This window comes from Amycolatopsis regifaucium (genome assembly GCF_001613935.1).
GTDB classification, from domain to species: domain Bacteria; phylum Actinomycetota; class Actinomycetes; order Mycobacteriales; family Pseudonocardiaceae; genus Amycolatopsis; species Amycolatopsis regifaucium.
The window spans coordinates 71123-96985 of the sequence record NZ_LQCI01000024.1 but is presented as its reverse complement, the minus strand read 5'-3'; the positions used below and the strand labels follow the sequence as shown (position 1 = coordinate 96985).

Here is a 25863-nt window from a genome sequence, read left to right as displayed (position 1 = left end):
CCGGCGTATCCCGGACGCCTCCCCGCTGCCGGAAGCCGCGACCCAGGGATACGCGGCCGAGGACGCTATCCGCCTCAAGTTCGCCGCCGCGGCGATGACCAACGCGCGCGGGCGGACCATCCACGTCGCGGGCCAAGACTACGAGTGGCTGACGGTCGTGGTGATCGACCACGCGGATCCGCCCCGTGGTACCTGCCTCCCGCGGCGCCGACCGGGGTTCCCACGATCGTGATCCTCCGGCGGGACTGGGAGTTCCTGTTCGGCCATCTGCGCTCGACCCGAGCCGTGCTGGCCTACCTCATGCGCGCAGCCGGTGGCGACGCCGCCGAACTCGGCGACGAGCCAGCCACGCCGCTACCACGAATACGCCCTCGCCGACATCGAAGCCAGGCCCGATCCAGTTCATCCGGCGGTGGTGTCAGTGCTGGGCGCGAGACCGTCGGAGACGATCTCGGTGGCCCGGGCACCACTGCACGCAGCAGGCCACGACGCACAGGAGCCGTACCTCATGCTCCGTATGATCATGGAAGACGTGGCGGAGACCCCGGTTCCGGAGGGACGCGACGCGGATCTCCTGCTCATCCTCGCCGCACTGGACGGCTTGCCAGTCGAGCACCGGACCGAACTCGGCCGCACCTTGATCAGGTTCATGAAGTCCGCGGCCCAGCACACCAAACCCGGCACCCTCACCCATAGCCGCACGGCCATCCCGGCCCCTGGCGACTTCACGCCACTGCGGTTCGTCGTCGCCTCACGCCTGTCCGAGGAGGCCCGCGACGCCTTGATGATCCGGCTACAGGTCCTGCACCACGACTACAGCACCGCCATCGGCGACTGGGAGCACTGCACGCTTGGCGTCATGCTCACGCCCTCCACAGTGCCCGGACGGCTGTGGGACACCAGCACAACGGCCCTCTGGGGAAACCAAGGGCAACCCCTCGAAATGATCGAGAGGGCGCGGGCCATCATCAACGACGCCGCGTCACGCGCAGCATCGTTGGATGCTCTTCCGGGCAGCGGAACGGGCCCTGATGTGGAGAGCACCCTGACAGCTGACTCGGCGGCCCGGCCTCCGGGCAGCGGCACACCGTCGTTGGGCGCCGCTGGCCGGGAGCCGAAACCTACTGATCAACAACGCCGGAAACACCGATCACGGGATAGACCCGCCCGCTGAAGCCGGTCAACCTCCGGGTGCGAAGAGTGCCGGGGAATGCTTATTCCCCGCGCAATCGTGTCAGCAAGGGCCTACCACCGACCGTGGCTTTTACGGCGACACTCATGGCAGTGGTGGGGCCGAGGGCAGCGGTGTTGATCAGGAAAGTGCGGCGGGAAGCCCGAACGGTGTGAAGTGGTGGGCGTCGATGAAGGACGTGATCGTGGTGATCAGGCCGTGGTGGACGGTGAAGGCGGTGATGGACCACGGGTCATGGCGAGCGTTCGGGTGCTCGCCGAGGTAGAAGGCGACGGCGGGTAGTCCGTTGGCGGTGGTGAGGAGGTAGCGCCAGCTGGGGCAGCGGGTCATGGGGACCTCGACGGCGAAGTCGACGACGGCGTCGCGACCGCGGTACCAGTGCGGCAGCGGGGGCATGGTCCAGGTGACGTCCTCGCACAGCAGTGCGACGAGGGCGTCGGGATCGCCGTTGGTCAGGGCGTCGGCGAAGCTGGTGGCAAGGTGGCGCAATCGGCCGTCGTCGGTCGATGGTTGTGAGGACCTGAGCATCTTCGCGCCGAGCGTGATCCTGGCTCGGGCGATGGCGGAGTTCACCGATGATGTGGAGGTGCTCATGATCTCGGCGATCTCGGCGGCGGAGAAGCTGAGCACCTCGAACAAAACCAGTGCCGCGCGCTGGTTGCCGGGCAGGTGCTGCAGGGTGGCGACGAATGCCAGCTCCACGGACTCGCGGTAGACGTATCGGTCGCCGAGGTCGTCGGACGCGTTCGCGGGGTACGGGCCGAGCCACGCTACGTCGGTGACCGGGTCGTTGCCCTCGATCATCGCTCGTTCGCTGGCCGGGCCAAGGTCCATTGGCAAGGCGCGCCTGCCCCGCGCGTCGGCCAGATCGAGGCTCGTGCGGGTGGCGACGGTGTAGAGCCAAGTGCGGAGGGAACTGCGGCCTTCGAACCGCCCGAACGCACGCCATGCCCGTACTAGCGCGTCCTGAAGGGCGTCGTCGGCGTCGTGAACCGAGCCGAGAATGCGGTAGCAGTACGCGCGTAACTCCGTGTGCAGCGGCGCCACCAGGCGGGTGAACGCCGCTTCGTCGCCGTCGCGCGCGCGCTCGAGGTCGGTGGCCTGCGTGCAAAGAGTGTTGTCCATCACCGACGATTCTGCCCGATGGCGCCGGTCTCACCCGATGCCAGCCCTGATCCGCCAGGAAGGACCACCATGACCGCCCCTCACAGGCTCCGCCCCGCCGAGATCTGGCCGCTGGTGCACGCCGAACGCGCCGCCCTCGCGACCGACGTGATGCACCTTACGGACGAGCAGTGGGCCACCCGTTCGTTGTGCAGCGACCTGTCCGTGCGGGAGGTGCTGGCCCATCTGACCGCGGGGGCGAATCTGAACGGTCTCCGCTGGTTCACCGGGGTGGTGCGCTGCCGTTTTGACTTCGACAAACAGGTGGTCATGCGCCTGACCGAACAGCTCGGCGACAGTCCAGCCGAGACACGCGAACGGTTCCACCGCGCCGTCACCAGCAAGACCAAGCCGCCACTGCCGGTCATCGCGATGCTCGGCGAAACGATCGTCCATGGGGAGGACATCCGCCATCCGCTGGGTATCTACTACGAGCCCCCGATCGCGACGCTCACCCGGGTCGCCGAGTACTACCGCGGCACGGACCAAGTGGTCATAGCCAAGAAGCGAGTCAAAGGCCTGCGCCTCGTAGCCACCGATGGCCCCTTCACCTCCGGAGAAGGCCCCCTGGTGTCCGGCCGCACCCTCGCACTGATCATGGCCATGACCGGCCGCACCAGGTTCTGCGAGGAACTCCACGGGGACGGGGTCCCTACACTGCGCGACCGTTCACTCAGGTGAGCTCCAGCGCCATCAGCTGACCCTCCCGAAGTCAAACGGTGCCCGCTGCCCCATATGGTTACCACCAATGCCCTCTCATGCCGCGGAGCGAGCATGGAGGCAAAGCCGATCACTCCGGGACGCGGCTGAATGTGGTGGCCTGGTAAGTAAGTGCGTGCTCGAACGTGTGCGTGCTTCAGGACCACTTGCCATTCACGACCCCCATTCACGAGGGGTGAGCAGCACTAGCGCCAGGATCACCGCCGCCGCTCCCGCGAATACCGACCGCAGGCCGACGCCCTCCGCGAGGAGTCCTGCCGCCATCGCCCCCAGTGGTCTGGTGCCCCAGGCGACGAGCCGGTGGCCGCTGGTGGCCCGCCCGAGCAGATAATCCGAGATGATCCGCTGGCGCAGCGACACGACGATGACGTTCCACACCACGACCCCGGCGCCGCCGAGGAAGAACACGGCGCCGATCACGTACGGATTCGTGGTCACCGCGGGGATTCCGGCGAGCGCGGCGCCGGTGAACAGGCTGAGGATCAAGGCCCGGGTGCGGCCGAGCGCGAGTTCGATCCGCTCGGCCGCGAACGACGCCGCGAAACTGCCGAGAGCGATGGTGGACAGCAGGAAGCCGTAGGTCTGTTCCGTCAATCCCATTGCCGACGACGGGCCCACCGCGTAAAGCACGAAGATCGTGATCACGGCGCTCGTGGCGAAGTTGAACCCGCCGACCATGATCGCCAGAATCCGGAGAATCCGGTTCTCCCAAACGAAACGCAGTCCTTCGACGAGATCTTCGCGCACGCTCGTTTCGCGGGCTCGTACGGTGCGGAACGATCCCGGGACGAAGAAGAGCGCGACGATCGCGACGATCCAGAGTGCCGAGGGCGCCGCGAACGCTGTGAAGGCACCCGCGGCGACTAGGACGCCGCCCAGCGGCGGTCCAGCGAATTCGTTGGCGGTGAGTTCGGCTGCGTAGAGGCGACTGTTGGCCCGCGTCAGCCGATCGCGGCCGACGATCTGGGGGAGGATCGCCTGCGCGGCCGTGTCGTGGACCGTTTCGGCGATCCCGAGCCCCAGCGCGACCACGTAGAGCAGCCAGATCGATCCGAAGCCCAGTGCGATCGCCATCGCGAGCGCGCCGAGCAGGCCCGCGCGGAACACGTTGGCGGTGAGCATCGCGCGACGGCGGTCGACGCGGTCGGCGAGCACCCCGGCGTGCAGGGCGAACAGCAGCCACGGTAGCGACGACACGAACGCCAGTCCCGCGATGAGCGCCGGTGACCGGGTGAACTGGATCGCCACCAGGCCGAGCGCGACCTTGACGATCCCGTCGGCCAGATTCGACAGCCCTGACGAGCTCCACAGCCGCCAGTAAACGGTCCCCAGCGAGGTCATCGATCGAGAATCGCACATCGATGGAGAAAACTCCATCGATGTTGGGTTTATCCATCAATCGGCTACGCTGCGGTGATGGACGAACAGGTCGCCGCCAGGGTCGCGGACCGGCGGCGTGAGGCGACGGCACGCGAAGCCAAGGCACTCGGGCACCCCTTGAGGCTGCGCATCCTCCGGCTCTGCGGGCAGCAGGAGCTGACCAACAAGGAACTGGCCGACAGGCTCGGCAAGGATCCCGGCACCGTGCTCTACCACGTGCGACAGCTGGCCGAAGCCGGTCTTCTGGAGCCGGCGCCGGTGCGAACCGGGTCGAGCGGCGCGCTCGAGAAGCCCTACCGCAGCGTGGGCAAGTCCTGGTGGCTGAACGGACCTCTCAACGACGAGGACGAGGACACCCGGTTCGGCCCGATAGAGGCGTTCCAGGACGAGCTCCGCGAAGCGGGTCCGGGGTCGGTGCGGATGGTCGAGCGATTCGCGCTGCACCTCACGCCCGAGGAGGTCGCCGAACTCGACAACCGCATCCTCGACATCCTCGACGAGTACGTTGCCACCGACCATCAACGGCTCGACCGGCCGCTGCTGAACGGGATCTTCCTGCTGCACCGCCTGGCGGAGTGAGCCTCACGCGAGCAGCAGCGCCAGTGCCCGCGCTCGTTCTTCGGGCAGCCGCCGTCCCCGTTTCGACGCGATCCGCACCGCCAGGTCGGCCAGTTCCCTCGCCGCCTCCGGCTCGCCGAGGTCCAGCCGGGCGTGGGCGATGAATGCCGAGACCACATCCTTGCGCCGTTCCGACCATGCGACATCCACAGACCCAATGGTGGCGGACACCGAATCGTCCCTCCGCTCCTCTCCAAAGGCAGACGTCCGCTCATGCTGCGGGGTGGTCCACAGGCGCGCAAGCGCGATCATGCCTATGACCCGAGGTCGCTACGGCAAGATGACGGTATGTCAGAGGACGGGTACTTGCCGAACGAGTTGCTGGGCAGGCTGGTCGGGTCGCGGCTGTCCTCGGTGAACTTCGTGTACGACTACGTCCAATTGCACTTCGACCGACCCGGCGGCGACCAGCCCATCCTCACCTGCGATGCCATGCCGACGGTCACCGTCGCCAACGGCACGTACGCTGGCCGCCGATGTCGGTCACTCGTTCCCGGCCACTGACCAGCGGGTCCTGCAATCGCCGGCCGTTTCTGGCCCATCACACCTATTCTCGGTCTGTCAACGGTCGGCAGGTCGCTCACGTGGGCTAATCCTCCTGCCTTTAGGGGTGCCCGAAGGATATGGACGCGTGTCGCTGGTTCTGCGATCGTTGGTTTTGAGGACGGGCGGGAATGGTGACGGGCATTCCCGGGGGCGCGCTGCGCTCGGATCATAGGCACTGGTGGGAGGGCAGCCAGCGCCCGCACAGCGGGACGCCTGCCCGCTGCTCGATCAATTGTCTGGAAATGCACACCGGGTTCACTCAGTAAGAGACCACTGACCGGTCGGAACCGCCCTGGATAATCCGCTGTCCCAGCAGCGACTTTCTCTTGCGAATCGGAAGGATTCTCCACCATGTCGATGTCTGTTCAAACCAAACGAACCATCGCCGGGGCGCTGGCCATCGGGGCCACCGTCGTTGGCCTCTCGGTCGGCCCGTCGATCGCCTCGGCCGGCACTGCGTCACAAAGCATGAGCAAGGCGAGTACCACCTCGTCTTTTGCCCAGATCCGGTGCTACGGCGGGGTGACAGACGGGACCATCGTGACGTGGTACGGCGCCCCGGTGAGCGTAGGACAACCCGTGGTCGCCTCCGCGGTGGAGGCAGGCGGGGGCAACCCAACCCAGGAATTCTTCGGCGCCTACCGAATTTACGCGGAAGGCACCGCCGTCAAGGACAACGCCGTGCAGGTCAAGATCCATACGGGGGCGGCAGCACCCACGGATATCTGCGTTCACTACGTCGGCTGAGCACATCGAACTCCTTAGTGTTTGTGCCGCCACCGACTCTGAGCCCGCGGGCGAACCTGGGCTGGTAGCGAAACCGGGCCACGGTCGATTCATGATCGACAGGACCGGCGAGGAGACGCTCGGCGCGGGGTCATCGAAGCGAACACAGCGATCGGCGACCCGGCAACACCCAAGACGCGTCCCATTCCGACCATCATCACCGCACGGTCATGTTTCGCATGCTCAATCAACTGGGAGGATAAGAATGCTTCGCAGTTCGCACACCCTTGTCGGACTCTTCGAGGACTGAGGCCGCCCGGGTCCTCTGCTGCGCGATGTCCGCGGTGAGGACGACGAAGGGGCGACCGCTTCGGCGGTCGCCCCTCCTTCGCTGTCTGATCAGAGGTTTTCTTCGAAGAAGCTTCCCAGCTTCGCCAACGCCTGGTCGACGTACTTCGGCTGGTCGTACAGGTCGTAGTGGCTCGCGCCCTGGACGACGAAGATGTCCTTCTTCTCCGAGCGGGCCCGGTCGAACAGTTCGAATCCGTCCCGGTAGGACCCGAAGCCGCCCGGCACGTCGCCGACGATGACCTGCAGCGGCTGGGTCAGCAGCACCTCGGCCAGATGGAAGGCGTCGAAGCCGACCGCCGCTTCGAGACCAGAGAAGCGCAGCTTGTTGGGAGAGCCGGCGCTCTGTCCCCTGGGGGTGGTGTAGTACTCGACGGCGTTGACGATGTCGATGTCGGTGATCCCGGCCTTTTCCCGCTCCTCGACCGAGGTGGGGATGTAGGTCGTGATGTGCGGCTCGGCGCCCCGGGCCTCGGCCGTGCGCTGCTTGCCGATCGCCTCGAGCGTGGCGACCGCGGCGTTGGCGCTCAGATCGCCTTCGCGCATTAGCCGTCCGTAGTTGGCGGCGACGACGGTGCCCAGCGCCTTGATCCGGTGGTCGGTCATCGTGGCGTTCGCGGCGTAGCCACCGCCACCGCAGATTCCGACGACACCGATGCGGTCTTCGTCGACGTAGTCCAGCGTCACCAGGTAGTCGATCGCGCAGCGGAAGTCCTCGACGCGGGTGGCGGGGTCTTCGAGGTAGCGTGGCTCGCCGCCGCTCGCGCCCTGGTGCGACGCGTCGAACGTCAGGGTCACGTAGCCGAGTTCGGTCAGCCGCTCGGCGTAGATGCTGCCGGACGTCTGCTCCTTGCAGCTGCTGATCGGGTGGGCGCAGATGATCGCCGGGTACTTCTTGGCCGGGTCGAAGCCATCCGGGAAGCGGACGTCGGCGGCGACGTCCCAGGCGCGGTTCTTGAAGGTCACGGATTCCATGGATGTTCTCCTCTCGTTCAGGAGGTCAGGTGCTCGCCGAAGAAGCCGGTGAGCTTGGTGACCGCGGGGGTGACGTGCTCGTCCTGGTCGTAGAGGGCGACGTGGGTGGCGCCGTCGATGACGAACAGTTCCTTGGGCTCGTCGGCCTTTTCGATGGCCTCGCGGCTGAAGTAGCCGGTGTCGGCGTCGGAGCCGATGATCATCAGCAGCGGCCGGGGCGCGATCAGCTTGATCATCGCGTAGGAGTCGTACTGTGCGATCTGGTCGATGCTGCGCAGCGGCCACTCGTTGGTGGAGTTGGTGTGTCCGCCGCGTGGGGTGCGGTAGTAGTCCTGGGCCTCGCGGTACAGGGTCGGAGCTTCCTCCAGGCCCTCGGGGCTCTCGGGCGCCCAGTTCTGCACGGCCGGGGCCTCGCCCCGCGCTTCGGCGGTACGCAGCGCGCCCGCCTGGTCGAGCATGGCCTGCAGGACCTCCGGGCCCTGGGTGCGGCCGAGGCCTTCGACCAGCAGGCTGCGGATGTCGACGGCGCTGACCGTGGCGACGGCCTTGATCCGGTGGTCGGTCTGCGCGGCGAACGGCACGTAACCACCGGACGCGCAGATGCCCAGCGCGCCGATCCTGGCCGGGTCGATGTCGTCGCGGGTGGTCAGGTAGGTGACCGCGGCCCGGACGTCCTCGGCGCGCTGGAAGGGGTTCTCCAGGCCGCGGGGCAGGCCCTCGCTCTCGCCCTGGTACGCGGCGTCGAACACCAGGGTGGCGTACCCCTCGCGGGTCAGGCGCTCGGCGTAGATCGAGGCGGTCTGCTCCTTCACGCCACCGCCGGGGTGGGACACGACGACGGCGGGCAGCGGGGCGCCGGTGTGGTCGTCCGGGGTGAACAGGAGACCGGCCAGCGCGAGCCCGGCGCTCGGGAAGGTGACATTCGTCTTCATCTTGAGGATCTTTCTTTCGGCTTTTGTTCGGCCGGGCGTTCCGTTCGGCCTCGTATTCGAGACTCACACGCGTCGCGTGCTCCTACAATGGGACGGTTCCAGCCCCGCACACCACTGTCCAGGGACACAATTGGCCCAGGCTCCCGAGTTGCACCTGTTGCGACAATGGGGTCATGAGCAGCGACGACCACGCCAACGAACTGGGGGAGTTCCTCAAGGCCCGCAGGTCCGAGGTGAGTCCCCGAACGGTCGGGCTGCCCGAGACCGGCGCCAAACGGCGGGTCAAGGGACTGCGCCGTGAGGAGGTCGCGCTCCTGGCCTCGATCAGCCCCGACTACTACACGCGCATCGAGCAGGGACGCAGGCAGGCGTCCGCGCCGGTGCTCGACGTCCTGGCGCGAGTGTTGCACCTGGACGACGACGAACGTGAATACCTGTTCGAACTCGCCGGAAAAGACGCCGAACGGCCACGCCGCCAATCCGCACAGAAGGTGTCACCACAGTTGGTGCGGGTGCTGAATGAACTGACCACGAGCCCCGCGCTCGTACTGGGCAGGCGAATGGACATTCTCGCCTGGAACCGGATGGCTTCCGCGCTGCTGGTCGATTTCGCGGCGATTCCGGAAAAGAAGCGGAATTACGTGTGGCTGATGTTTTCCGACCCTGCGTTCCGGAATTTGCACGTGGAGTGGGAAGCCATGGCCCGCACCGCTGTGGCGATGCTGCGGATGGAAGCCGGCCGCAACCCGCACGACCAGCGGATGGCCGCCCTGGTCGGTGAACTGTCGATGAAGGACGAGGACTTCCGCTCCTGGTGGGGTGATCATCGCGTCACCGCTCGTGAGCGGGGCAGCAAGACCCTTCGTCATCCTGTCGCGGGTGAGCTGACGCTCGACTGGGACGCGCTCACCTGTACGAGTGACCCCGAGCAGCAGCTCATCGTCTGGACCGCCGAGCCCGGCACCGCCGCACACGACGGCCTCAGATTCCTGTCGTCATGGGCGGCGAGTGAGGATCGCTCAGCGGTGGATCACTGAGAGCCCATTGGCGGATCCGGGCGGGTGGGTGTCGGCTATCGGTCTGGGCGGTGTGGAGTGGCTGATGTGACGGGTGAGGGGTCGTCCGGGGGCGTGAGTGGCAATGAGGGTTATAGAGAGGTAAGGCAAACATGGCGTGTCCTGAAGGTTCTCTTTGAGACGTTGAAGGTCTCAAAGGCGGCCTTCAGGACATAAGAGCTTCCACGTGGGGGCAGCGGAAGCGTGTCGCGAAAGCCACTTTCGGGACATGAACAGTGGGCGCCGACTTCGAGGCAACGCGCACTGCAAAAGGCCCGGCCGCGACAACTTTACCTTACCCCTCGATAGAACGACCATTGCCACTCGCGACCTCGACGCAAGGTGCCCATATAAGGAAAGAAAAATCAGGCATTCAAACAGCGTCGTCAGTCTCTTGTGGACACACTGAACAGTGTCGGGTCGCTGCCGCGAACACGACTCGCAGGCCCGGCCTAGTTCGACCACGTCATATTTTCCCTGCTTGTCAACAGAACATGACTTGCCATTCGCGACCGGGCCCGACTCCGCCGCCAAGCACTGAGACCGAGCTACAGAAGGTCGTCGTTGTGCTGACCGACCGAAGGCGCCGTAAGGGGAGCGAGGCGGCCGCCGTCGACGAGGATCGGCGACTTCGGGGCGAGGTGGGGGCCGACGCCGGGTTGGTCGATCTCATCGAACAGGTCCAGGTCGCGCAGGGCGCCACGGCCCAGTTCCTCGAATGTGCGGTAGCGCTGCCACAGGATGCGGTGGCGATCCAGCGCGGCGGCGGCCTCGTCGAACGTCGTGCTCCGGAACCAGCGGGCCAGCAGCGTCGAGATCACGTCACGGTGTTCGTAGCGGGCGGATTCCCGCGAGAAGTCGATGCCCAAAGACTCGCTCAGCGCGGTGAACGCGGCGGTGAGTCCGGTGGCTGTCAGCAACTTCGTCCAGTGGCGCTCGGTCAGCACCACGAGCATGACGCGCACCCCGTCGGAGGTGAGGAAGTCGCGGCCGTAGGTGCCGTAGACGTCGTTGCCGGATTTGGCGCGGTCGTGGTCGGTGACCTGCGCTTCCGCCAGGTAACCGAGGTTTCCCGCGGTGGCCAGGGCGACGTCTTCGAGGGCGACGCGGATCGCGCGGCCCTGTCCGGTCTCCTGGCGGTGCCGTTCCGCGGCGAGCAGGCCGATCGCCAGGTAAAGACCGGCGGCGACATCCCACGCCGGCAGCACGTGGTTGACCGGTGCGGGGGTTTCGGCGGAGCCGGTGATCAGCGGGAAACCGCTGCCCGCCTGGACGGTGTAGTCCACCGCGGCGCCCCCACCGGGACGGCCTTCGAGGAGCACGTGGATGACGTCAGGGCGACGAGCGGACAGTTCCGCGTAGCCGAGATCGGGATGCCGGTCGGTGTTGCTGACGACGACGCACGGTCCACCGTGGACGATCAGGTCCACGACCCGTTTACGGTCCACTTCGGACTCCAGGTCGATGGCGACGGCGCGCTTTCCCTTGTTCAGCCCCGACCAGTAGAGACTCGTGCCGGAGTCCGCCAGTGGCCACCGGGTCCGGTCGGCCGCGCCGCCGAGCGGTTCGACCCGGATGACGTCGGCACCGAGTTGGGCCAGGGTGAGGCCGCACAACGGGGTCGCGACGTAGCTCGAGATCTCGACCACTCGCAGCCCCTTGAGCAAGGCGGGACCTGCGTCAGGCATCGTCTTTCCCTTGCTGTCGGGTGAAGACGGGCTTGCGGCGTTCGCGGTGGGAGGCGAGGCCTTCGCGGACTTCCGGCCCGCCGAAGCCGTAGAACTCCAGCGCCAGCGACGAATCGAAGATCGCGCCCGCGACCTGCCGGTACCACGCGTTCAGGCTCTGCTTGGTCCAGCGGATGGCGTTCGGGGCGCCGAGGGCCAACTCGCGCGCGGCTTCTCGCGCGGTCGGCAGCAGGTCGGCGTCCTCGTCGACGCAGAGGGAGACCAGGCCGATCCGCTCCGCTTCCTCGCCGGTAAGCGGACGGCAGGTCATCAGGTAGTACTTCGCTTTGGCCATGCCGCACAGCAACGGCCAGCACACCGCGGCGTGGTCACCGGCCGCGACGCCGAGGCGCGTGTGCCCATCGATGATCTTGGCGGTCTTCGTGACCACCGAGACGTCGGCCAGCACACCGGCGACGAGCCCGGCGCCGACCGCGGGGCCGTGGATCGCCGACACGATCGGCTTCGAGCAGTCGATGACGTTGTAGACGAGGGCACGTGCCTCCCGCATCGTGCGGGTTCGGGTGTCGTAGTCGTTCGACAGCTTCTCGACCAGGTCGAACGAACCACCGGCGGAGAATCCCTTGCCCTCACCGCGCAGCAGGATCGCCATGACGGCGGGATCCCGGTCGAACTCCCGCCAGATGTCGGCCAGATCAGCGTGCGCGGCCTCGCTGACCGCGTTGAGGTTCGGCGCGTCCAGGACGAGTTCGACGACGCCCGCGTCGTCCGGGCCGTCCACCCGGAGGTTCTCGAAACGTGCGTAGCGGCTCATGCGCTTCCCTTCTTGCTCTGGCCGAGGAACAAGCCTTCGTGGTCGTACTTGCGGAGCCGGGCCAGGTCGTCGGCGCACACCTCGGGCAGTTCCTCGAGATCGTCCGCCACCGCGAGTTCCCAGCCACAGCGCGAACGGGCGTGCTCCACCCGATCGGCGAGTGGTTCCGGACCCGGTGCGATGTGGGCGAGCACCAACTCGCCGTCGCTTCGGGTCAGGATCCCGACGTCGGTCACCACGGCTCGTACGCGCGCACCCGGACTGGTGACGTAATCGCAGCGCTCCACGAACCGGCGTGGGCTCATCGTCCCGACGACCAGCGTCTCGTCGGCGTTGGTGACCACGTCGTTCGCGCCACCCGATCCGACGAGGTACGGCCCGCCGGCGATCCGGGTCGTGTTGATGTTGCCCAGCCGGTCGATCTCGGCCGCGCCGACACAGGCGATCGACCGCGTGAACGGCCCGTTCACCACCGTGCCGAGCACCTGTTCGGTGTCGAGCAGCATCGACGACGTCGGGAAGTTCGCGAAGCTGAAGATGAACGGGTCGCCCGGTGTCGGCGTGTAGTCCCAGAGCCCCAGTTCGGCGGCGAGCGCGACACGGTGGCCGTCGGCCTTGGCCGTCTCGACACCCACCCAGGCCGCTAGGTTCGCCAGACCCGCACCGGCGAGGACGGCGTCGGCGCCGGTCTCCGCGATCCGTGCCCGGACGAGACCGGCCAGCCAGGTGGCCGCGCGTTCGGCCGGCGTCGCGGGGCCGCTGTGCTCGCCCCGGCCGGTGGGCGGTGTCGGCTCACCGCTGGAGTGGACGAGCGCGTCGAGCCGTGCCTTGCCGAGTTTCGCGAGGTATGCGTCATGGTCGGCGGGCTCGAGGATCCACTGACGGATCCAGTCGTCGAACTCCGGCGATCGGCTCGCTTCCCGTGCGGAGATCCAGAACGCGACGTCCTCGGCGTAGCCCTCCACCGGCAGCCGTGTGCCTTCCGGACCGGCGAAGACCCCTCCGGGATGCGCACCGAACGGCGCCTCCACGACGGCGAGCACCCGGTGCGCGGGGACGCGGACCAGCGACGACCAGGGGCGGAGATCGTCGACGACCTTCTCCACCGTGGCGAGGACGCCACGACGGGCGGCGAACGCGCCGATCGAACCCTCGAACATCGGGGGAGCGATCGCGAGGTTGCCTTGCCGGTCGGCGACCGCGGCGTGCACCAGCGCGACGTCCGGCACCAGTGGTGAGACCAGGCCCACCCGGCCGAACCGGGTGTCGACCTCCTCGTAGCCCTCGTTCCCGCCCATCGAGGAGTCCCGCACGGACCCGGTGACGACGGCGGGCACGCCGGTGGCCGCGGCCCGCAAACGCTGGATGTAGCTCAGGAACGACCAGTTCTCGACTTCGACCGAACCGTCCGCGTAGGCCTTTTGGAACACCGGGTTCGGCGTGAACACCGGGAACGAGTCACCGGAGTAGACGGTGACGACCTTCTCGACGCACCCGGAGCGGAACAGGACCGCGCCCAGCGACGACAGGCTCGCCATGATCAGCGTGAACTTCGAGGGCTTCCCCCAGTGCTGCCGGGCCAGTTCCCGGACCAGCGCGCTCCAGCGGCTGTGACCCATCATCACGTGCACGGCGTCACCGGCGCGGACGTGCCGCGTGATCGCCTCGTCCAAGCGGCAGAAGTCGGTCATGAGGGCACTCGTTCGACGAGATCGACCTTGACGTGGTCAGGGCGCTTCAAGCTGCCCTCGGGGACGAAATCGACCACTGTCTTGACGTTGAGGGCGGAGCGGATCCGTTGCTCGATGGTCGCGCGGAGTCCGGTCTGCTGCTCGGGAGTCAGACCAGTGTCCTCCACGACGACCGGAAGCGGACGCTGCGTCGAATGTCCCTCGAAGTCGGCGCGGATCCGCATCTCGCCGGTGGTCAGTTCGGCGACGAGTTGCTTGATCGCCGAAGGGAAGACGTTGATCCCGCGCACGATCAGCATGTCGTCGGTGCGGCCGACGCACCGGATCTTGTAGCCGGTGCGGCCGCAGGAACAACCGGTCCCGGTGACGACGACGTGATCGCGGGTGCGGAACCGCAGCAACGGGGACGCCTGGCGCCGCAACGCGGTGTAGACGAGTTCGCCTTGCGCGCCTTCGACCGGGGCGATCTGTTCGCCGGTGTCGGGGTCGATGAGTTCGGCGATCATCAAGTCGGGGGAGAGGAAGTGCATCCCGTCGGCGGCTTCGCATTCACCCCAGTACGTGCAGGCGATGTCCGTGCCGCCCAGCATCTCCCGCGACGTCGCACCCCACAGCGATTCGAGCTTCTCTCGAACGGCGGGAAGCCCGCCGCCGGGTTCGCCGCCGACGCTGATCGCGCGGACACCGAGGTCCCGTGCTGGACGGCCGACGATCTTCGGTGCCTGTTCGGCGAGGTGGGCGAGGAAGTATGGCGTACCGATCAAGGCGTTGGGGCGCTGATCGGCTTGGACGCGCAGGAGCCTTTCCGCGCCGGCCTCCGCACCGACTGGGATGTCGACGATCCCCATGTACTGGAGGATCTGCACGATCGGCAGCCCGCCCACGAACCCTTTGCTCATGCCGAAGCCGTGCAGCAATAGGTCACCCGGCCGGAAACCGTTGGCGTACAACGCTCGCGCGCCGAGTTCGCACCAGGTGGTGAGGTCGCTCGCCGTCAGGCCGACGTAGGACGGGCTGCCCGTGGTGCCGGACGACGCCTGGATCTGCACGACGTCGGACATCTCCGCGGCGACGTGTGTGCCCAGCGGCGGGGCGGCGGCGAGGCTGTCGCGCAGTTCCTGCTTCTCGGTGAAGGGGAGCCCGGCGAGATCGTCCACCGTCCGGATCTTCGTGAGATCGGCACCGATCTTCGCCTGATAGAACGCGCTGTGCGTGGCGAGATAGGCGATCTGCTCACGCAGACGCTCGTTCTGTACCTCGCGGGCAACGGCGGGGGAGAGGGTTTCGACCGCACTCCAGTGCCGTGCGGAGAACGGGGTGGCCGCCATTTCAGCTCACCACCACGAGGGTCTCGGCTACGCAGGCTGGTTTGGCCGCGCCGTCGAGTTCGACGACATACCGGGTCGTCACCGTGACCCCGGCCGGTCCTGGCTTCAGCTCGGTGAAGGTCGCGGACGCACGCAGCCGGGAGCCGACGGGGACCGGCGCGGGAAAGCGGACCTTGCCGAGTCCGTAGTTGATCCGTGCCGTGCCGAAGTCCAGCCGGTACAGCTCCCGGGCGAAGTGCGGGATGAGCGACAGAGTGAGGAACCCGTGCGCGATCGTCGTGCCGAACGGGCCGGTCGCGGCGAGTTCCGGGTCGGTGTGGATCCACTGGTGGTCGCCGGTGGCTTCGGCGAACGCGTCGATCCGCGCCTGGTCGACGGTGAGCCAGCCGGTCGGGCCGAACTCTTCGCCGAGTACGGCCCGCACGTCGTCCGCCGAGGCGAAAACCCGCGTCACGAGGTCACCTTCTCGAACACCGCGGCCAGCCCCTGACCGCCGCCGATGCACATGGTCTCCAGCGCGTAGCGCGCGTCCCGGCGGTGGAGTTCACGCGCCAGCGTGGCGAGGATCCGAGTACCCGTCGCCCCGACGGGGTGACCCAGCGAGATACCGGAGCCGTGCACGTTCAGCCGTTCGAAGTCGGACTCGCCGAAGCCCCATTCGCGCGTGCAGGCGAGGACTTGGGCGGCGAACGCCTCGTTGAGTTCGATGAGGTCGAGGTCGGCGAACTTCAGCCCCGCTTTGGCGAGTGCCGCCGCGGTGGCGGGGACGGGGCCGATGCCCATGATCTTCGGGGCGACCCCGGCGACGCCGTAGGAGACGAGCCGCACCAGCGGGCGCAGACCGAGTTCGGCGGCGCGCTCGGGGTGGGTGACGACGCAGACGGCCGCCGCGTCGTTCTGGCCGCTGGCGTTGCCGGCGGTCACCGTCGCTTCGGGGTCTTGTTCACCCAGAACGGGGCGCAGCTTGGCGAGGGTCTCGGGGGTGGTGTCGGCGCGCGGGTGTTCGTCGGTGTCGACGACGACGGTGCCCTTCTTTGTCTCGACCGGGACCGGGACGATCTCCTCGGCGAACACCCCGGACTTCTGCGCGGCGACCGCGCGCTGGTGCGAGGTGAAGGCGAGCCGGTCCTGCTCTTCGCGGGTGATCCCGTAGTCGCGCCGGAGATTCTCGGCGGTCTCCAGCATTCCTCCCGCGACGGGGTAGTGCTTGCCGCCGGGTGTGGCGCGGCCGCGGTTGAGCGCGTCATGCAGCATCACCCCGCCGCCCTTGGCACCCCAGCGCAGGTCGGTGGCGTAGAAGATCACGTTGCTCATGCTCTCCGCGCCACCCGCGACGATCACGTCGCTGACCCCGGCCTGCACCTGGAGGGCGGCCTGGACCACGGATTGCAGCCCGGAGCCGCACCGCCGGTCGACCTGCATTCCGGGCACGGTCACCGGCAGACCGGCGTCGAGGGCGGCGACGCGGCCGATCGCGGGCGCCTCCGCACTGGGGTAGCAGTGGCCGAGGATGACGTCGTCGATGGCTTCGGGGTCGATCCCGGTGCGCTCGAGCAGTCCGGTGAGCGCGATGGTGGCGAGGTCGGCGGCAGGGACGCTCTTGAGCGAGCCGCCGAAGCGGCCGATCGGGGTCCGGACGGGTTCGCAGATGACGGCGTCACGCATGGGGAGTGCCTTCCTCGTACAGTTCGACTTCCAGGCTGGTCCGTGGCGTTCCACCGGGCCCGACCAGCTCCAGCACGGAGCCGTCCGCGCGCAGGAGCGCGGGCTCGCCGCAGAACAGCGGTGCTTTGTTGCGATGACTCAAGCGCTTCACCCGGGCGCCGGGCCGGTCCAGCCGCAGGACCTCGGCGAGCGCGAGGGACATCAGCGGGCCGTGCACGACCAGACCGGGGTAGCCCTCGGCGCGGGTGGCGTAGGGCCAGTCGTAGTGGATGCGGTGGGGGTTCGCGGTGGCCGCGGAGAACCGCATCAGCAGGGTCGGATCGGTGGCGAAGTCCCACGTGCCCCCCTCGGCGCGGCGGACCGGCGCGCCGACGGGGTCGAAGTCGGCCGGTTTCGGCTCGGCGGGCGTGCCTCGGTCGCGGTAGATCAGGTCCTGGCGCTCTTCCAGGCACAACGGTCCATCCTCTGTGGACAGACGCGTGCGCACGACGACGATCACCAGACGACCGGATCGGCCGGATTTCTCCGTCACCGAGTCCACAGTGGATTCGCGGACCACGGTGTCGCCGACCTTCAGCGGGGCGTGGAACCTCACTTCGCCGCCCGCGAACATCCGGCGGGGCAGGTCCACCGGCGGCAGGAACGTGCCGCGAGCCGGATGCCCGTCGTCACCCAGCTCCGACGAGACCGGCCAACGGGGGAGCGCGACCCAGTGCCACAGCGGCGGCAGGTCGTCGCCGGTCAGCAGGGCGGGCAGCCCGTCGTCGAACAGAGCGGCCAGCGCCGCGACCGGCGCCGGATCGACCAGCTCCCGGGTGGTGACGGTGTGTGGAGCCCACTGCTCCATCACATGAACCTTCCGCCGGTCACTTCCAGCACCGTGCCGGTCATGTAGGACGAGAGGTCCGAGGCCAGGAAGAGGGCGACGGAGGCGACTTCGCCGACCTCACCGGCCCGGCCCATCGGGATCTCGGCCATCTTCTGGTCCCACACCTTGGCGGGCATCGCTTCGGTCATCGCGGTGCGGATCAGCCCGGGCTGGATCGCGTTCACCCGGACACCGTGATGGGCGAGTTCCTTGGCCGCGGCCTTGGTCAGTCCGACGATGCCTGCCTTGGCCGCGGAATAGTTGGTCTGGCCGACCATGCCGACCTTGCCCGAAAGCGAGGAGATGTTCACGATCGAGCCGCGGCCGCGTTCGCGCATGATCGCCGCGGCCTTGCGGACGCCGTTCCAGCTGCCCTTGAGGTGCACGTTGATCACCTGGTCGAACTGGTCTTCGGTCATCTTCCGGAGAGTCGCGTCGCGGGTGATCCCGGCGTTGTTGACCAGGATGTCCACCGGCGCGGGGGCAGCTGCCAGCAGTGCGTCCACATCGGACGCCTTCGTGACGTCGCAGCGGACACCGACGCCGCCCAGTTTCTCGGCGGAGCGTGCGGCCGCGTCGCCGTCGAGGTCGCCGAGCACCACGCGGGCGCCTTCGGCGGCGAACAGTTCGGCGATGGCGTACCCGATGCCTTGGGCGCCGCCGGTGACGACCGCGGTCCGATCGGTCAGCAAAGACATGGTGTGGGTTCCTCAGATCTTGTGGCGGGCGATGAGCTGGGCGGCGATGACGTTGCGCTGGATCTCGTTGGTGCCCTCACCGACGATCATCAGCGGCGCGTCACGGAAGTAGCGTTCGACGTCGTATTCCTTGGAGTAGCCGTAGCCGCCGTGCACGCGGATGGCGTCGAGGGCGACCTGCATCGCGGACTCCGACGCGAAGAGCTTGGCCATTCCGGCTTCCATGTCGGCGCGTTCGCCCGCGTCGAGTTTCTCGGCGGCGTCGAGGGTGAGCAGGCGCGCGGCACGCATCTTGGTGGCCATGTCGGCGAGCAGATTTCCGACCGACTGGTGTTTCCAGATCGGCTTGCCGAACGATTCCCGCTCCTGCGCGTACCGGACGGCGTCGTTCAACGCGGCCTGCCCGACGCCGAGCGCGCGGGAGGCGACCTGGATCCGGCCGACCTCCAGGCCGCGCATCATCTGCGCCCAGCCCTGGTTCGGCGTCCCGCCGAGCACGGCGTCCGCGCCGACCCGGCGGCCGTCGAAGACGATCTCGCAGGCCTCGACACCGCGATAGCCGAGCTTCGGCAGCTTCTTCGAGATCGTCAGCCCGTCGCCGGGTTCGACGAGGAGGACGCTCATCCCGCGATGGCTGGGGGAGGCGTCGCGGTCGGTGAGGCACAGCAGCCCGATGAGCCCCGAGTGGGCGGCGTTGGAGATCCAGGTCTTCGAGCCGGTGATCGAGTACCCGTCGCCGTCGGGGGCGGCGTGGGTCCGCATCGCCTGCAGATCACTGCCCCCGGCGGGTTCGGTGAGCGCCATGGTGGCGCGGATCGTGCCCTCGGCCATCGCGGGCAGGTACTTCTCACGCTGTTCGGGTGTGCCGAAGGTCTTGATCAGGTAGGTGATGACGGAATGGCCGCCGATCGCACCGGCCAGGCTCATCCAGCCTCGGGCGAGTTCTTCGGTGACTCGCGCGAAGCACGCCGTACTGACGTCGACACCGCCGTATTCGGCGGGAGCCAGCAGCCCGAAGAAGCCGAGCTTCTTCATCTCGTCGATGAACTCGGCCGGGTAGACGTCGTCCTCTTCGAACTCGCGGACGCGCGGGCGGACCCGCTCGTCGACGAACTCCGCCACCAGGGCCACCATCTGCTTTTCGTCGTCGGACAGCGTCATCGCCGCAACCCTTCCCTTTCCTGCCGGAGGACGCGCCGCGCGCGATCCAGCACCGGCTTGTCGACCAACTGCCCCTCCACCGCGACCGCGCCGTCCCCGGCCGTGGTGACCACCGAGTGAGCCCAGCGGATTTCTTCCCGAGACGGGCGAAGCGCCGCCGCGGCGACCGAAACCTGCAGCGGATGCACGCACAACTTCCCCGTGAACCCCAGCTGGCGTGCGTAGCGGACGTCATGGGCAAGGCGCTCGCTGTTCCGCAAGTCGCCGGTCACGCCGTCCACTGGACCGGGGAGACCACTCGCCGCCGACGCGAGAACGAGCGCTCCTCGTGCGGGCGCGAGCGCGTCGATGTCCGCGGGATCGACTCCCAGTTCCGCCGCCAGGTCGAACGTGCCCAGTGCCAGCCGGTGCACGTTCGGCACGGACGCGATCTCCCGCGCGTCGAGTACGCCTCGGGCGGTTTCTATCAAGGCGATCAGGACAGGCAATACGCCCAACTCGCCCGCGGCGGTGCGGGCGCTGACCGGATCGGCTTTGGGCACCATGACCACGCACCGGAACCTGGCCAGCGCGGCGAGGTCTTCGTCGTGCCAAGGGGTGCCCGCCGCGTTGACCCGCACCGCGCAGTGCGCGTGTTCGCCCAGCCAGGCGACGACCTGCTCACGCGCGTAGACCTTGCGCTCGGGCGCGACGGCGTCTTCGAGATCCAGCACGACGAGATCGGCTTCGGCGCGCTCCGCCTTGGCGAAGCGCTCCGGACGATCGCCGGGAACGAACAGCAGCGTGGCCGCGTCCCGCACCCGGTTCACCAGGCGTTCGGCCCGCGTGGTCATCGCCGGGCTCCGCGCACCAGACCGCCGCCGATGATCAGCCGCTGGATCTCGCTGGTGCCCTCGTAAAGCCGCAGAAGCCGCACATCGCGGTAGATCCGCTCGACCGGGAGCTCGCGCATGTAGCCACTGCCACCGTGGATCTGCACGGCGAGATCGGCGACCTTGCCCGCCATCTCAGTGCAGTACAGCTTCGCCGCGGACGGCCCGATCCGCCGGTCCTCGCCGGACACGTACCGCTTCGCCGTTTCGCGCACCAGCGCCCGCCCGGCCAGCACCCCGGTCTGCTGGTCAGCGAGCATCGCCTGCACCAGCTGGAAGTCACCGATCGGTGTGCCACCCTGGGTGGCCGTCGTGGCCTGGGTGACCGATTCGTCCAACGCGCGCTGGGCGGTACCGACCGCCAGCGCGGCGATGTGGACGCGACCGCGGGCCAGCGACGTCATCGCGGCGCGGTAACCGGTGTCTTCGTCGCCCCCGACCAGGCTTGAACCCGGTACCCGGACGCCGGTGAACGAGACGTTCGCGGTCCAGGCGCCTTCCTGGCCCATCTTCTTGTCCTTGGCGGCGACTTCGACGCCGGGGGTGTCCGCCGGGACCAGGAAGACGGCGATCCCCGTCCCGGACGCGTCGGCGGGACGGGTGCGGGCGAACACCACGAACAATCCGGCGATGGGTGCGTTGGTGATGAAGCATTTCTCGCCGTCGATCACCCAGTCGTCACCGTCGCGGACCGCTTTGGTGCGCAGGCCGGCAGGGTTCGATCCGGCGCCCGGTTCGGTCAGTGCGAACGAGGCCACGACCTCGCCCGAGGCGATGCGCTCCAGCCACTCGGCCTTCTGCTCCTCGGTGCCGAAGTTCACCAGCACCTGCCCGGCGATGCCGTTGTTGGTGCCGAACATCGACCGCAGGGCCAGCGCTGTGTAGCCGAACTCCATGGCGAGTTCGACGTCCTGGGTCAGGTCGAGGCCGAGGCCGCCCCACTCCTCGGGGATCGCGTAACCGAACAGGCCCATCTCGGCCACCTGCTCGCGCAGATCGTCCGGGATCGCGTCGGTGTCCATGATCTCCCGCTCGCGCGGCACGACCTTCGCGCGGACGAAGTCGCGAACGAGGGTCAGGATCGGCTTGAAGTCCTCGGGGGTCACGGCTGACATGCTCCACACTATGCATCATCCCGGCGACGAGCACAAAATATATTTTATCAAGTTCTGGTGTGGATCACAGTTCGCGGGTTAACGTCTTCCGGTGAGCCGAGGCAATCTGAAGGCGCTCGCCGCCCAGGAGATCAGGCGGCGGATCTTCGCGGGGGAGCTGCGACCTGGCACCAAAATCGACCAGGAAGCTGTCGCGGAGGAGCTCGGGATCAGCAAGCTGCCCGTGCGCGAAGCGCTGATCACGCTCGACCACGAGGGCGTCGTCGAGCACATCGCCCGGCGGGGCGCGTACGTCGCCGAGCTGACCCGGGACGACATCCGGGACCAGTACCGTGTCTTCGGGTTGGTGTCCGGCCTGGCGGCCGAGCGTGCCGCGAAGAGTCTGTCGTCGGAGAGTCTTCAGGCGCTGGTCGACCTCGCCGACCGTGCGGAATCGTGCGTCGATCCCATCGAGCAGGAGCGGCTCAACTTCGAGTTCCATCGGCGGATCAATCACGGTTCGGCTTCGCGCAGGCTCATTTCGATCCTCGGCATCCTCGGGAAGACGGTCTCGCACGGGTTCTACGAAGCTCACGAGGACTGGCCCGCGAAGGCGCGGGAAGATCACCGTCGGATCGTAGATGCGTTGCTGGCGCGCTCCGGCGATCGTGCGCGGACGGCGGTGGAGAGGCACTTCGCCGACGGCGCCGAGCGGGCCGTCGCCCTGCTGGAAGCGCAAGGATTCTGGGACCGCGTTTAGTCCTCTGAAGGTCGGCCTGGGCGCGACCGTACCGGATCTTCAAGCGGCCATGAGTGGCGATTCGGGTTCAAGGCGAACGTGGCGTGTCCTGAAGGCTCCTTTGAGCCGCAGTGCCGTGTCGCGAAAGCCACTTTCGGGGCATGTGGTGTCCTGAAAGTGGCTTTCGCGACCGAGCTGCGACGCCGGCTCCGGGGGAACGCGCATCGCAGCAGAGGTGCCGACCACGACCGGCGGTTTCGGGTTGCCTAGTCGCGGCCCGCGTGCTCAGCCCGATCCCGTTGACGCTGCTCTCCTTGACCTCGAAGCTAGAGCAAGCATAATATAAAATATTAACTAATCGACACAGGAGGCCGCCATGACCCCGGATCACGAACTGAGCCTCCGGGAGCTGGCGATCCTCCGCGCGGTGGCCTCCGGTCGAGCGGAGATCACGTGCAGCAGTGAGCCAGATCTGTTCATCGACGGGCTGCCGTGCTGCGACCAGTACACCGCGCACGGGCTTGCGCATCGCGCCCTGATCGTCCCAGCGCGGCCGGGGCCGGTCGGGCATCGCGTCCAGGCCCGGCTGACCGCGGCGGCGGCCGGAATCATGGGCGAAGCGGCGTGAACACCGAAGAAGACGGCGAGCGGGGCGGCGGCCGGAAAGGTCGTCGCCCCGCTCGTGACCAGCGAGTGTTACTCCTCGTCGGCCCAGAGGCCGCGCTCCTCGAGCACCTTGATGACGCTGTCGGCGCCTTCGAGGATGTGCTGCTCCGCGATGGTCCGCGCCTTGCGGACGTGCCGTCCCCGCAGGGCCTGGACCAGTTCCGCGTGGTCGTTGCGGGTGGCGGTGACGTGCTCCTCGATCGAGGCGTAGAAGCGGTTCGGCAGGTGCTTGACCACCGAGCTGAGCAGCAGCGTCAGCCGGTGCGAGTCGGCGGCGAGGTTGATCTGCCGGTGGAAGTCGTGGCCGAGACGAGCGAGGGTTTCCTGGTCGCCGGCTTCGACGGCCTTCTCGAAGTCCTCGTTGATGGCTTCGAGCCGCGTGATCTGATCGGGAGTGATCTTCTTCGCGGCGCGGGCGGCCAGCTCGGACGAGAACTGGGCCTGCGCCCAGAAGAGGTCCCGGATGTCCTGCCGCGAAACCGGGGCGACGACGAAACCGCGGCGGGGGACCAGCTCGACGAATCCTTCGCTGCGCAAGGAGAGCAGGCCTTCGCGGACCGGTGTGTTGCTGACGCCCACGGCTTCCGCGATCGGCTCGGTGCGCAGGAACTCGCCCGGTTTGACCTGACCGGACATGATGAGCTCGCGCACGTAGGTGGCGACCTCCTCAGGCAGCTGCTGCCGGCTTTCACTGCTCCGGAGCCTGATCGAGTTGTCGGCCACCCGGCACCTCCCCAATTCGGTTGCGAACATCATATACAACGTTCTGTCGATTATGGCATGGCGTCCACCGCCGATCGTTCCGGCTGAAACATAATATTTCGTGGAGGGAATGCGATGACGACCGAGGTGAGCGGGCCGTTGACCGGGGTGCGGGTGATCGCGCTCGCCGGGATGGGGCCGACGCCGTTCGCGAGCATGCTGTTGGCGGACATGGGTGCCGAGGTCGTGCGGGTGGCCCGTCCGGCGAACCGCCGGGGGCGCGCGCTGGGGCAGACCGAAGGGATGGCGCCCGAGCACGACCTCGCCAATCGCGGGGTGGGCACGGTCGAGGCCGATCTCAAGAGTGCCGCCGGAGTCGATTCGGTGCTCCGCCTCGTCGAGGGCGCCGACGTGTTCATCGAGGGATATCGGCCTGGGGTGACCGAGCGACTCGGCCTCGGGCCGGAGGCGCTTCTCCGGCGCAATCCCGCGCTCGTGTATGCCCGTTTGACCGGGTACGGCCAGACCGGGCCGTTGGCGCAGCAGGCGGGTCATGACATCAACTACGTCGCGCAGTCCGGTGCCCTGCACGCGATGGCGAGGGCGGGGGAGGCCCCGCGGCCACCGATCAACCTGCTCGGCGACTACGCGGGTGGCGCGCTGGCCGCGGCCTACGGGATCGTGTGCGCCGTCCTGGAAGCCCGGTGTTCGGGTCGTGGCCAGGTGATCGACGCGGCGATGCTCGACGGCGTCGCGCTGCTCACGGCCAAGCTCCAGGGGCTGCGCGCCGCCGGTCGCTACAGCGACGAGCCCGGCACCAACTACCTCGATTCCGGCGCGCCGTTCTACGACACCTATCAATGCGCGGACGGGCGATACGTCGCGGTCGGAGCGTTGGAGCCCGACTTCTACCGTGAGTTCGTCTCGCGGCTCGACGTCGACCTTTCCGAATGGCCCGAACAAGACGACCGCGCGGAGTGGCCGCGCCTGCGAAAACTGATCGCCGAGGCGTTCGCGGCGAAGGATCGTGACGAGTGGGCTCGGATCTTCGAAGGTACCGACGCCTGCGTCACGCCGGTGCTCACGTTCGACGAAGCCGCGGAGCATCCGCACAACGCCGAACGTGAGGTCTTCCGCCGGGTCGGCGGCGTGCTGCATCCGAAGCCCGCGCCCCGGCTGGGGCGGACGCCCGCTCGCGAGCCGCGGCCGCCGGTGGCGGACGTGCTGGACGTGGAAAAGCTGATCAGCGCTTGGTCAGCCGCGCAGTCTCCGACGGCAGCATCCCGAAGCGCTCGCGGTACTGGTGGGCGAACCGTCCGGGATGGAAGAAGCCCCATCGCGCCGCGATCTCGGTGACCGACCAGCGCGTGTCCGACACCAGTTCGAGGTGGACCCGGTCGAGACGGACGCCGCGAAGGTACGCGGTGGGGGACATGCCGACCACCTCCTGGAACCCCGCTTGGAGGGCACGAGCGCTGATCCCGGCCTTCGCCGCGAGATCGGCGGTCGTGAGCTCCTCCTCGGGAAACCGGTCGATGTGGTCGATGATCTCCCGGATCTTCGAGTGCCTGCTGTGCGCGGGCTTGCTGTGCAGGTCCGGGCTCAGCTGACTGGGCACCGTCATGAGCAGCTGGCTCATCAGGGCCGATTCCAGTTCGTGGCAGGCGGCCGGGATGGTCGCGACTCCGCCTTCGCGGCTCAGCTCCGTGTAGAGGAAGCCGACGGTCGCGAGCAGTGCCTGCGCCGAACTGGATTCCAAGGGAAACGTCAGGTCGAAGGCGATTTCCTCGTCCACCGGCCGTCCGATCAGCTTCGCGGCGTGCGCCTCGAGAAGGTCCTTCGGCAGCTTGACGTGGTACTGCCACGAGTCGGCGCTCCACTGCACCATGACCGGGGCCTCGGGGACGAAGGCGACGCCGGCCTCGCCCGCGGCGAAACTGCGCTCCACGCCGTTCTGCTCCACCGTGCTGTGCCCGGTGACCGGTAGGTTGACGTGGTAGCAGAGCCGCATCGCGGGGCCGACGATGGTGGTGTCCGCGCCGTAGGACATCCGGGCGATCGTCAGCCGCAAGGACGGGGCGAGGTCGAGCCGGAACTTCAGGTCGCGGCTTTCGGCCACGTGCACCTCGTGGCTGGCGAAGGTCTTCGTGACCTGCTCGTGGGCGACGTCGAGGTCGCCGGTGCGGAAGTTGAGCGGGCGCATGACGTCCTCCTCGCGCCT

General features: G+C 67.9%; 28 protein-coding genes. 10 read left to right on the top strand and 18 right to left on the bottom strand.

Annotation, left to right across the window (positions count from 1 at the left end):
- Positions 1–232, top strand: a 232-nt coding sequence (locus tag AVL48_RS39625; protein ID WP_169812903.1) for a hypothetical protein, incomplete at its 5' end; no start/stop codon positions are given.
- A gap of 81 nt (positions 233–313) precedes the next feature.
- Positions 314–1174 carry a hypothetical protein gene (locus AVL48_RS23020; protein WP_143105039.1) on the top strand — a complete coding sequence of 287 codons (861 nt, stop codon included), beginning with the start codon at positions 314–316 and terminating at the stop codon, positions 1172–1174.
- Positions 1175–1312: 138 nt separating this feature from the next.
- Here the strand turns inward: AVL48_RS23020 and AVL48_RS23015 are convergent, their stop codons facing one another.
- A complete protein-coding gene (locus AVL48_RS23015; RefSeq protein ID WP_061988467.1) occupies positions 1313–2317 on the bottom strand; it encodes an RNA polymerase subunit sigma-70 in 1005 nt (334 codons plus the stop codon).
- Positions 2318–2386: 69 nt separating this feature from the next.
- Here AVL48_RS23015 and AVL48_RS23010 point away from each other — a divergent pair, with 69 nt between their 5' ends.
- Positions 2387–3037, top strand: coding sequence for a maleylpyruvate isomerase family mycothiol-dependent enzyme (locus AVL48_RS23010; RefSeq protein WP_061988469.1), 651 nt, complete (start codon positions 2387–2389; stop codon positions 3035–3037).
- 192 nt (positions 3038–3229) lie between these two features.
- Here the strand turns inward: AVL48_RS23010 and AVL48_RS23005 are convergent, their stop codons facing one another.
- Positions 3230–4417 carry an MFS transporter gene (locus AVL48_RS23005; RefSeq protein ID WP_244162664.1) on the bottom strand — a complete coding sequence of 396 codons (1188 nt, stop codon included), beginning with the start codon at positions 4415–4417 and terminating at the stop codon, positions 3230–3232.
- A 75-nt stretch (positions 4418–4492) separates the two neighbouring features.
- On the opposite strand from AVL48_RS23005, the gene AVL48_RS23000 reads away from it, so the two are divergent.
- Positions 4493–5035: an ArsR/SmtB family transcription factor gene (locus AVL48_RS23000; RefSeq protein WP_061988473.1), complete on the top strand. Its 543-nt coding sequence runs from the start codon at positions 4493–4495 to the stop codon at positions 5033–5035.
- Positions 5036–5038: 3 nt separating this feature from the next.
- On the opposite strand, the gene AVL48_RS22995 is transcribed toward AVL48_RS23000, so the two are convergent.
- Positions 5039–5224 carry a hypothetical protein gene (locus AVL48_RS22995; RefSeq protein ID WP_061988475.1) on the bottom strand — a complete coding sequence of 62 codons (186 nt, stop codon included), beginning with the start codon at positions 5222–5224 and terminating at the stop codon, positions 5039–5041.
- Between the two features lie 138 nt (positions 5225–5362).
- Between AVL48_RS22995 and AVL48_RS22990 the strand changes: the two genes are divergently transcribed.
- Together AVL48_RS22990 and AVL48_RS22985 are read left to right on the top strand one after the other, a co-directional pair.
- Positions 5363–5578: a hypothetical protein gene (locus tag AVL48_RS22990; protein WP_061988477.1), complete on the top strand. Its 216-nt coding sequence runs from the start codon at positions 5363–5365 to the stop codon at positions 5576–5578.
- A 393-nt stretch (positions 5579–5971) separates the two neighbouring features.
- A complete protein-coding gene (locus AVL48_RS22985) occupies positions 5972–6367 on the top strand; it encodes a hypothetical protein (RefSeq protein WP_061988478.1) in 396 nt (131 codons plus the stop codon).
- A 378-nt stretch (positions 6368–6745) separates the two neighbouring features.
- On the opposite strand, the gene AVL48_RS22980 is transcribed toward AVL48_RS22985, so the two are convergent.
- Positions 6746–7669 (bottom strand): alpha/beta hydrolase, encoded by a 924-nt coding sequence (locus tag AVL48_RS22980; protein WP_061988480.1) that lies wholly within the window; start codon positions 7667–7669, stop codon positions 6746–6748.
- Positions 7670–7686: 17 nt separating this feature from the next.
- Entirely contained in the window at positions 7687–8601 is a 915-nt protein-coding gene (locus tag AVL48_RS22975) for an alpha/beta hydrolase (protein ID WP_061988482.1), read from the bottom strand.
- Positions 8602–8774: 173 nt separating this feature from the next.
- On the opposite strand from AVL48_RS22975, the gene AVL48_RS22970 reads away from it, so the two are divergent.
- Positions 8775–9638, top strand: a complete 864-nt coding sequence (locus AVL48_RS22970) for a helix-turn-helix domain-containing protein (RefSeq protein WP_061988484.1) — start codon at positions 8775–8777, stop codon at positions 9636–9638.
- 566 nt (positions 9639–10204) lie between these two features.
- Here the strand turns inward: AVL48_RS22970 and AVL48_RS22965 are convergent.
- Genes AVL48_RS22965 through AVL48_RS22915 form a run of 11 tightly spaced genes read right to left on the bottom strand, consistent with a single transcriptional unit; the run spans position 10205 to position 21556 of the window.
- Entirely contained in the window at positions 10205–11344 is a 1140-nt protein-coding gene (locus tag AVL48_RS22965; RefSeq protein WP_061988486.1) for a CoA transferase, read from the bottom strand.
- The gene (locus tag AVL48_RS22960; RefSeq protein ID WP_061988488.1) at positions 11337–12158 is read right to left on the bottom strand and encodes an enoyl-CoA hydratase/isomerase family protein; all 822 of its coding nucleotides are present in this window, start codon (positions 12156–12158) and stop codon (positions 11337–11339) included. Before AVL48_RS22960 ends, AVL48_RS22965 begins: the two co-directional genes overlap by 8 nt.
- Positions 12155–13849 carry a CoA-transferase gene (locus AVL48_RS22955; protein WP_061988490.1) on the bottom strand — a complete coding sequence of 565 codons (1695 nt, stop codon included), beginning with the start codon at positions 13847–13849 and terminating at the stop codon, positions 12155–12157. Before AVL48_RS22955 ends, AVL48_RS22960 begins: the two co-directional genes overlap by 4 nt.
- Positions 13846–15177, bottom strand: a complete 1332-nt coding sequence (locus tag AVL48_RS22950; protein ID WP_061988492.1) for a phenylacetate--CoA ligase family protein — start codon at positions 15175–15177, stop codon at positions 13846–13848. Before AVL48_RS22950 ends, AVL48_RS22955 begins: the two co-directional genes overlap by 4 nt.
- A gap of 1 nt (position 15178) precedes the next feature.
- Positions 15179–15631, bottom strand: coding sequence for a MaoC family dehydratase (locus tag AVL48_RS22945; protein WP_061988493.1), 453 nt, complete (start codon positions 15629–15631; stop codon positions 15179–15181).
- The gene (locus AVL48_RS22940; RefSeq protein ID WP_061988495.1) at positions 15628–16842 is read right to left on the bottom strand and encodes an acetyl-CoA C-acetyltransferase; all 1215 of its coding nucleotides are present in this window, start codon (positions 16840–16842) and stop codon (positions 15628–15630) included. The genes AVL48_RS22945 and AVL48_RS22940 overlap by 4 nt, the downstream gene beginning before the upstream one ends.
- On the bottom strand, positions 16835–17689 hold the full coding sequence (locus AVL48_RS22935) for an HTD2 family dehydratase (RefSeq protein WP_061988498.1): 855 nt from the start codon (positions 17687–17689) through the stop codon (positions 16835–16837). The genes AVL48_RS22940 and AVL48_RS22935 overlap by 8 nt, the downstream gene beginning before the upstream one ends.
- On the bottom strand, positions 17689–18408 hold the full coding sequence (gene fabG, locus AVL48_RS22930; protein WP_061988500.1) for a 3-oxoacyl-ACP reductase FabG: 720 nt from the start codon (positions 18406–18408) through the stop codon (positions 17689–17691). Before fabG ends, AVL48_RS22935 begins: the two co-directional genes overlap by 1 nt.
- 12 nt (positions 18409–18420) lie before the next feature.
- Entirely contained in the window at positions 18421–19569 is a 1149-nt protein-coding gene (locus AVL48_RS22925; RefSeq protein ID WP_061988502.1) for an acyl-CoA dehydrogenase family protein, read from the bottom strand.
- The gene (locus AVL48_RS22920; protein WP_061988504.1) at positions 19566–20402 is read right to left on the bottom strand and encodes an HpcH/HpaI aldolase/citrate lyase family protein; all 837 of its coding nucleotides are present in this window, start codon (positions 20400–20402) and stop codon (positions 19566–19568) included. The genes AVL48_RS22925 and AVL48_RS22920 overlap by 4 nt, the downstream gene beginning before the upstream one ends.
- A complete protein-coding gene (locus tag AVL48_RS22915; protein WP_061988506.1) occupies positions 20399–21556 on the bottom strand; it encodes an acyl-CoA dehydrogenase family protein in 1158 nt (385 codons plus the stop codon). The genes AVL48_RS22920 and AVL48_RS22915 overlap by 4 nt, the downstream gene beginning before the upstream one ends.
- A 91-nt stretch (positions 21557–21647) precedes the next feature.
- On the opposite strand from AVL48_RS22915, the gene AVL48_RS22910 reads away from it, so the two are divergent.
- Positions 21648–22295, top strand: a complete 648-nt coding sequence (locus AVL48_RS22910) for a GntR family transcriptional regulator (RefSeq protein WP_061988509.1) — start codon at positions 21648–21650, stop codon at positions 22293–22295.
- Between the two features lie 355 nt (positions 22296–22650).
- Positions 22651–22902: a hypothetical protein gene (locus AVL48_RS22905; protein WP_061988511.1), complete on the top strand. Its 252-nt coding sequence runs from the start codon at positions 22651–22653 to the stop codon at positions 22900–22902.
- A 68-nt stretch (positions 22903–22970) separates the two neighbouring features.
- Here AVL48_RS22905 and AVL48_RS22900 read toward each other — a convergent pair whose 3' ends face one another.
- Positions 22971–23663 (bottom strand): GntR family transcriptional regulator, encoded by a 693-nt coding sequence (locus tag AVL48_RS22900; RefSeq protein ID WP_208616303.1) that lies wholly within the window; start codon positions 23661–23663, stop codon positions 22971–22973.
- 114 nt (positions 23664–23777) lie between these two features.
- Between AVL48_RS22900 and AVL48_RS22895 the strand changes: the two genes are divergently transcribed.
- Positions 23778–24998 carry a CaiB/BaiF CoA transferase family protein gene (locus AVL48_RS22895; protein WP_244162665.1) on the top strand — a complete coding sequence of 407 codons (1221 nt, stop codon included), beginning with the start codon at positions 23778–23780 and terminating at the stop codon, positions 24996–24998.
- Here the strand turns inward: AVL48_RS22895 and AVL48_RS22890 are convergent.
- The gene (locus AVL48_RS22890) at positions 24886–25845 is read right to left on the bottom strand and encodes an AraC family transcriptional regulator (protein ID WP_061988513.1); all 960 of its coding nucleotides are present in this window, start codon (positions 25843–25845) and stop codon (positions 24886–24888) included. The two genes, AVL48_RS22895 and AVL48_RS22890, sit on opposite strands and share 113 nt — an antisense overlap.
- Positions 25846–25863 lie beyond the last annotated feature (18 nt).

Coding starts and splice junctions, on each gene's coding strand:
- AVL48_RS22960 (WP_061988488.1), bottom strand. CDS start 12,158: ATGAGCCGCTACGCACGTTTCGAGAACCTCCGGGTGGACGGCCCGGAC.
- AVL48_RS23015 (WP_061988467.1), bottom strand. CDS start 2,317: ATGGACAACACTCTTTGCACGCAGGCCACCGACCTCGAGCGCGCGCGC.
- AVL48_RS22905 (WP_061988511.1), top strand. CDS start 22,651: ATGACCCCGGATCACGAACTGAGCCTCCGGGAGCTGGCGATCCTCCGC.
- AVL48_RS22895 (WP_244162665.1), top strand. CDS start 23,778: ATGACGACCGAGGTGAGCGGGCCGTTGACCGGGGTGCGGGTGATCGCG.
- AVL48_RS22935 (WP_061988498.1), bottom strand. CDS start 17,689: ATGGAGCAGTGGGCTCCACACACCGTCACCACCCGGGAGCTGGTCGAT.
- AVL48_RS22925 (WP_061988502.1), bottom strand. CDS start 19,569: ATGACGCTGTCCGACGACGAAAAGCAGATGGTGGCCCTGGTGGCGGAG.
- fabG (WP_061988500.1), bottom strand. CDS start 18,408: ATGTCTTTGCTGACCGATCGGACCGCGGTCGTCACCGGCGGCGCCCAA.
- AVL48_RS23010 (WP_061988469.1), top strand. CDS start 2,387: ATGACCGCCCCTCACAGGCTCCGCCCCGCCGAGATCTGGCCGCTGGTG.
- AVL48_RS22940 (WP_061988495.1), bottom strand. CDS start 16,842: ATGCGTGACGCCGTCATCTGCGAACCCGTCCGGACCCCGATCGGCCGC.
- AVL48_RS22915 (WP_061988506.1), bottom strand. CDS start 21,556: ATGTCAGCCGTGACCCCCGAGGACTTCAAGCCGATCCTGACCCTCGTT.
- AVL48_RS22950 (WP_061988492.1), bottom strand. CDS start 15,177: ATGGCGGCCACCCCGTTCTCCGCACGGCACTGGAGTGCGGTCGAAACC.
- AVL48_RS22890 (WP_061988513.1), bottom strand. CDS start 25,845: ATGCGCCCGCTCAACTTCCGCACCGGCGACCTCGACGTCGCCCACGAG.
- AVL48_RS22955 (WP_061988490.1), bottom strand. CDS start 13,849: ATGACCGACTTCTGCCGCTTGGACGAGGCGATCACGCGGCACGTCCGC.
- AVL48_RS23000 (WP_061988473.1), top strand. CDS start 4,493: ATGGACGAACAGGTCGCCGCCAGGGTCGCGGACCGGCGGCGTGAGGCG.
- AVL48_RS22965 (WP_061988486.1), bottom strand. CDS start 11,344: ATGCCTGACGCAGGTCCCGCCTTGCTCAAGGGGCTGCGAGTGGTCGAG.
- AVL48_RS22975 (WP_061988482.1), bottom strand. CDS start 8,601: ATGAAGACGAATGTCACCTTCCCGAGCGCCGGGCTCGCGCTGGCCGGT.
- AVL48_RS22980 (WP_061988480.1), bottom strand. CDS start 7,669: ATGGAATCCGTGACCTTCAAGAACCGCGCCTGGGACGTCGCCGCCGAC.
- AVL48_RS22920 (WP_061988504.1), bottom strand. CDS start 20,402: ATGACCACGCGGGCCGAACGCCTGGTGAACCGGGTGCGGGACGCGGCC.
- AVL48_RS23005 (WP_244162664.1), bottom strand. CDS start 4,417: ATGACCTCGCTGGGGACCGTTTACTGGCGGCTGTGGAGCTCGTCAGGG.
- AVL48_RS22985 (WP_061988478.1), top strand. CDS start 5,972: ATGTCGATGTCTGTTCAAACCAAACGAACCATCGCCGGGGCGCTGGCC.
- AVL48_RS22990 (WP_061988477.1), top strand. CDS start 5,363: ATGTCAGAGGACGGGTACTTGCCGAACGAGTTGCTGGGCAGGCTGGTC.
- AVL48_RS22970 (WP_061988484.1), top strand. CDS start 8,775: ATGAGCAGCGACGACCACGCCAACGAACTGGGGGAGTTCCTCAAGGCC.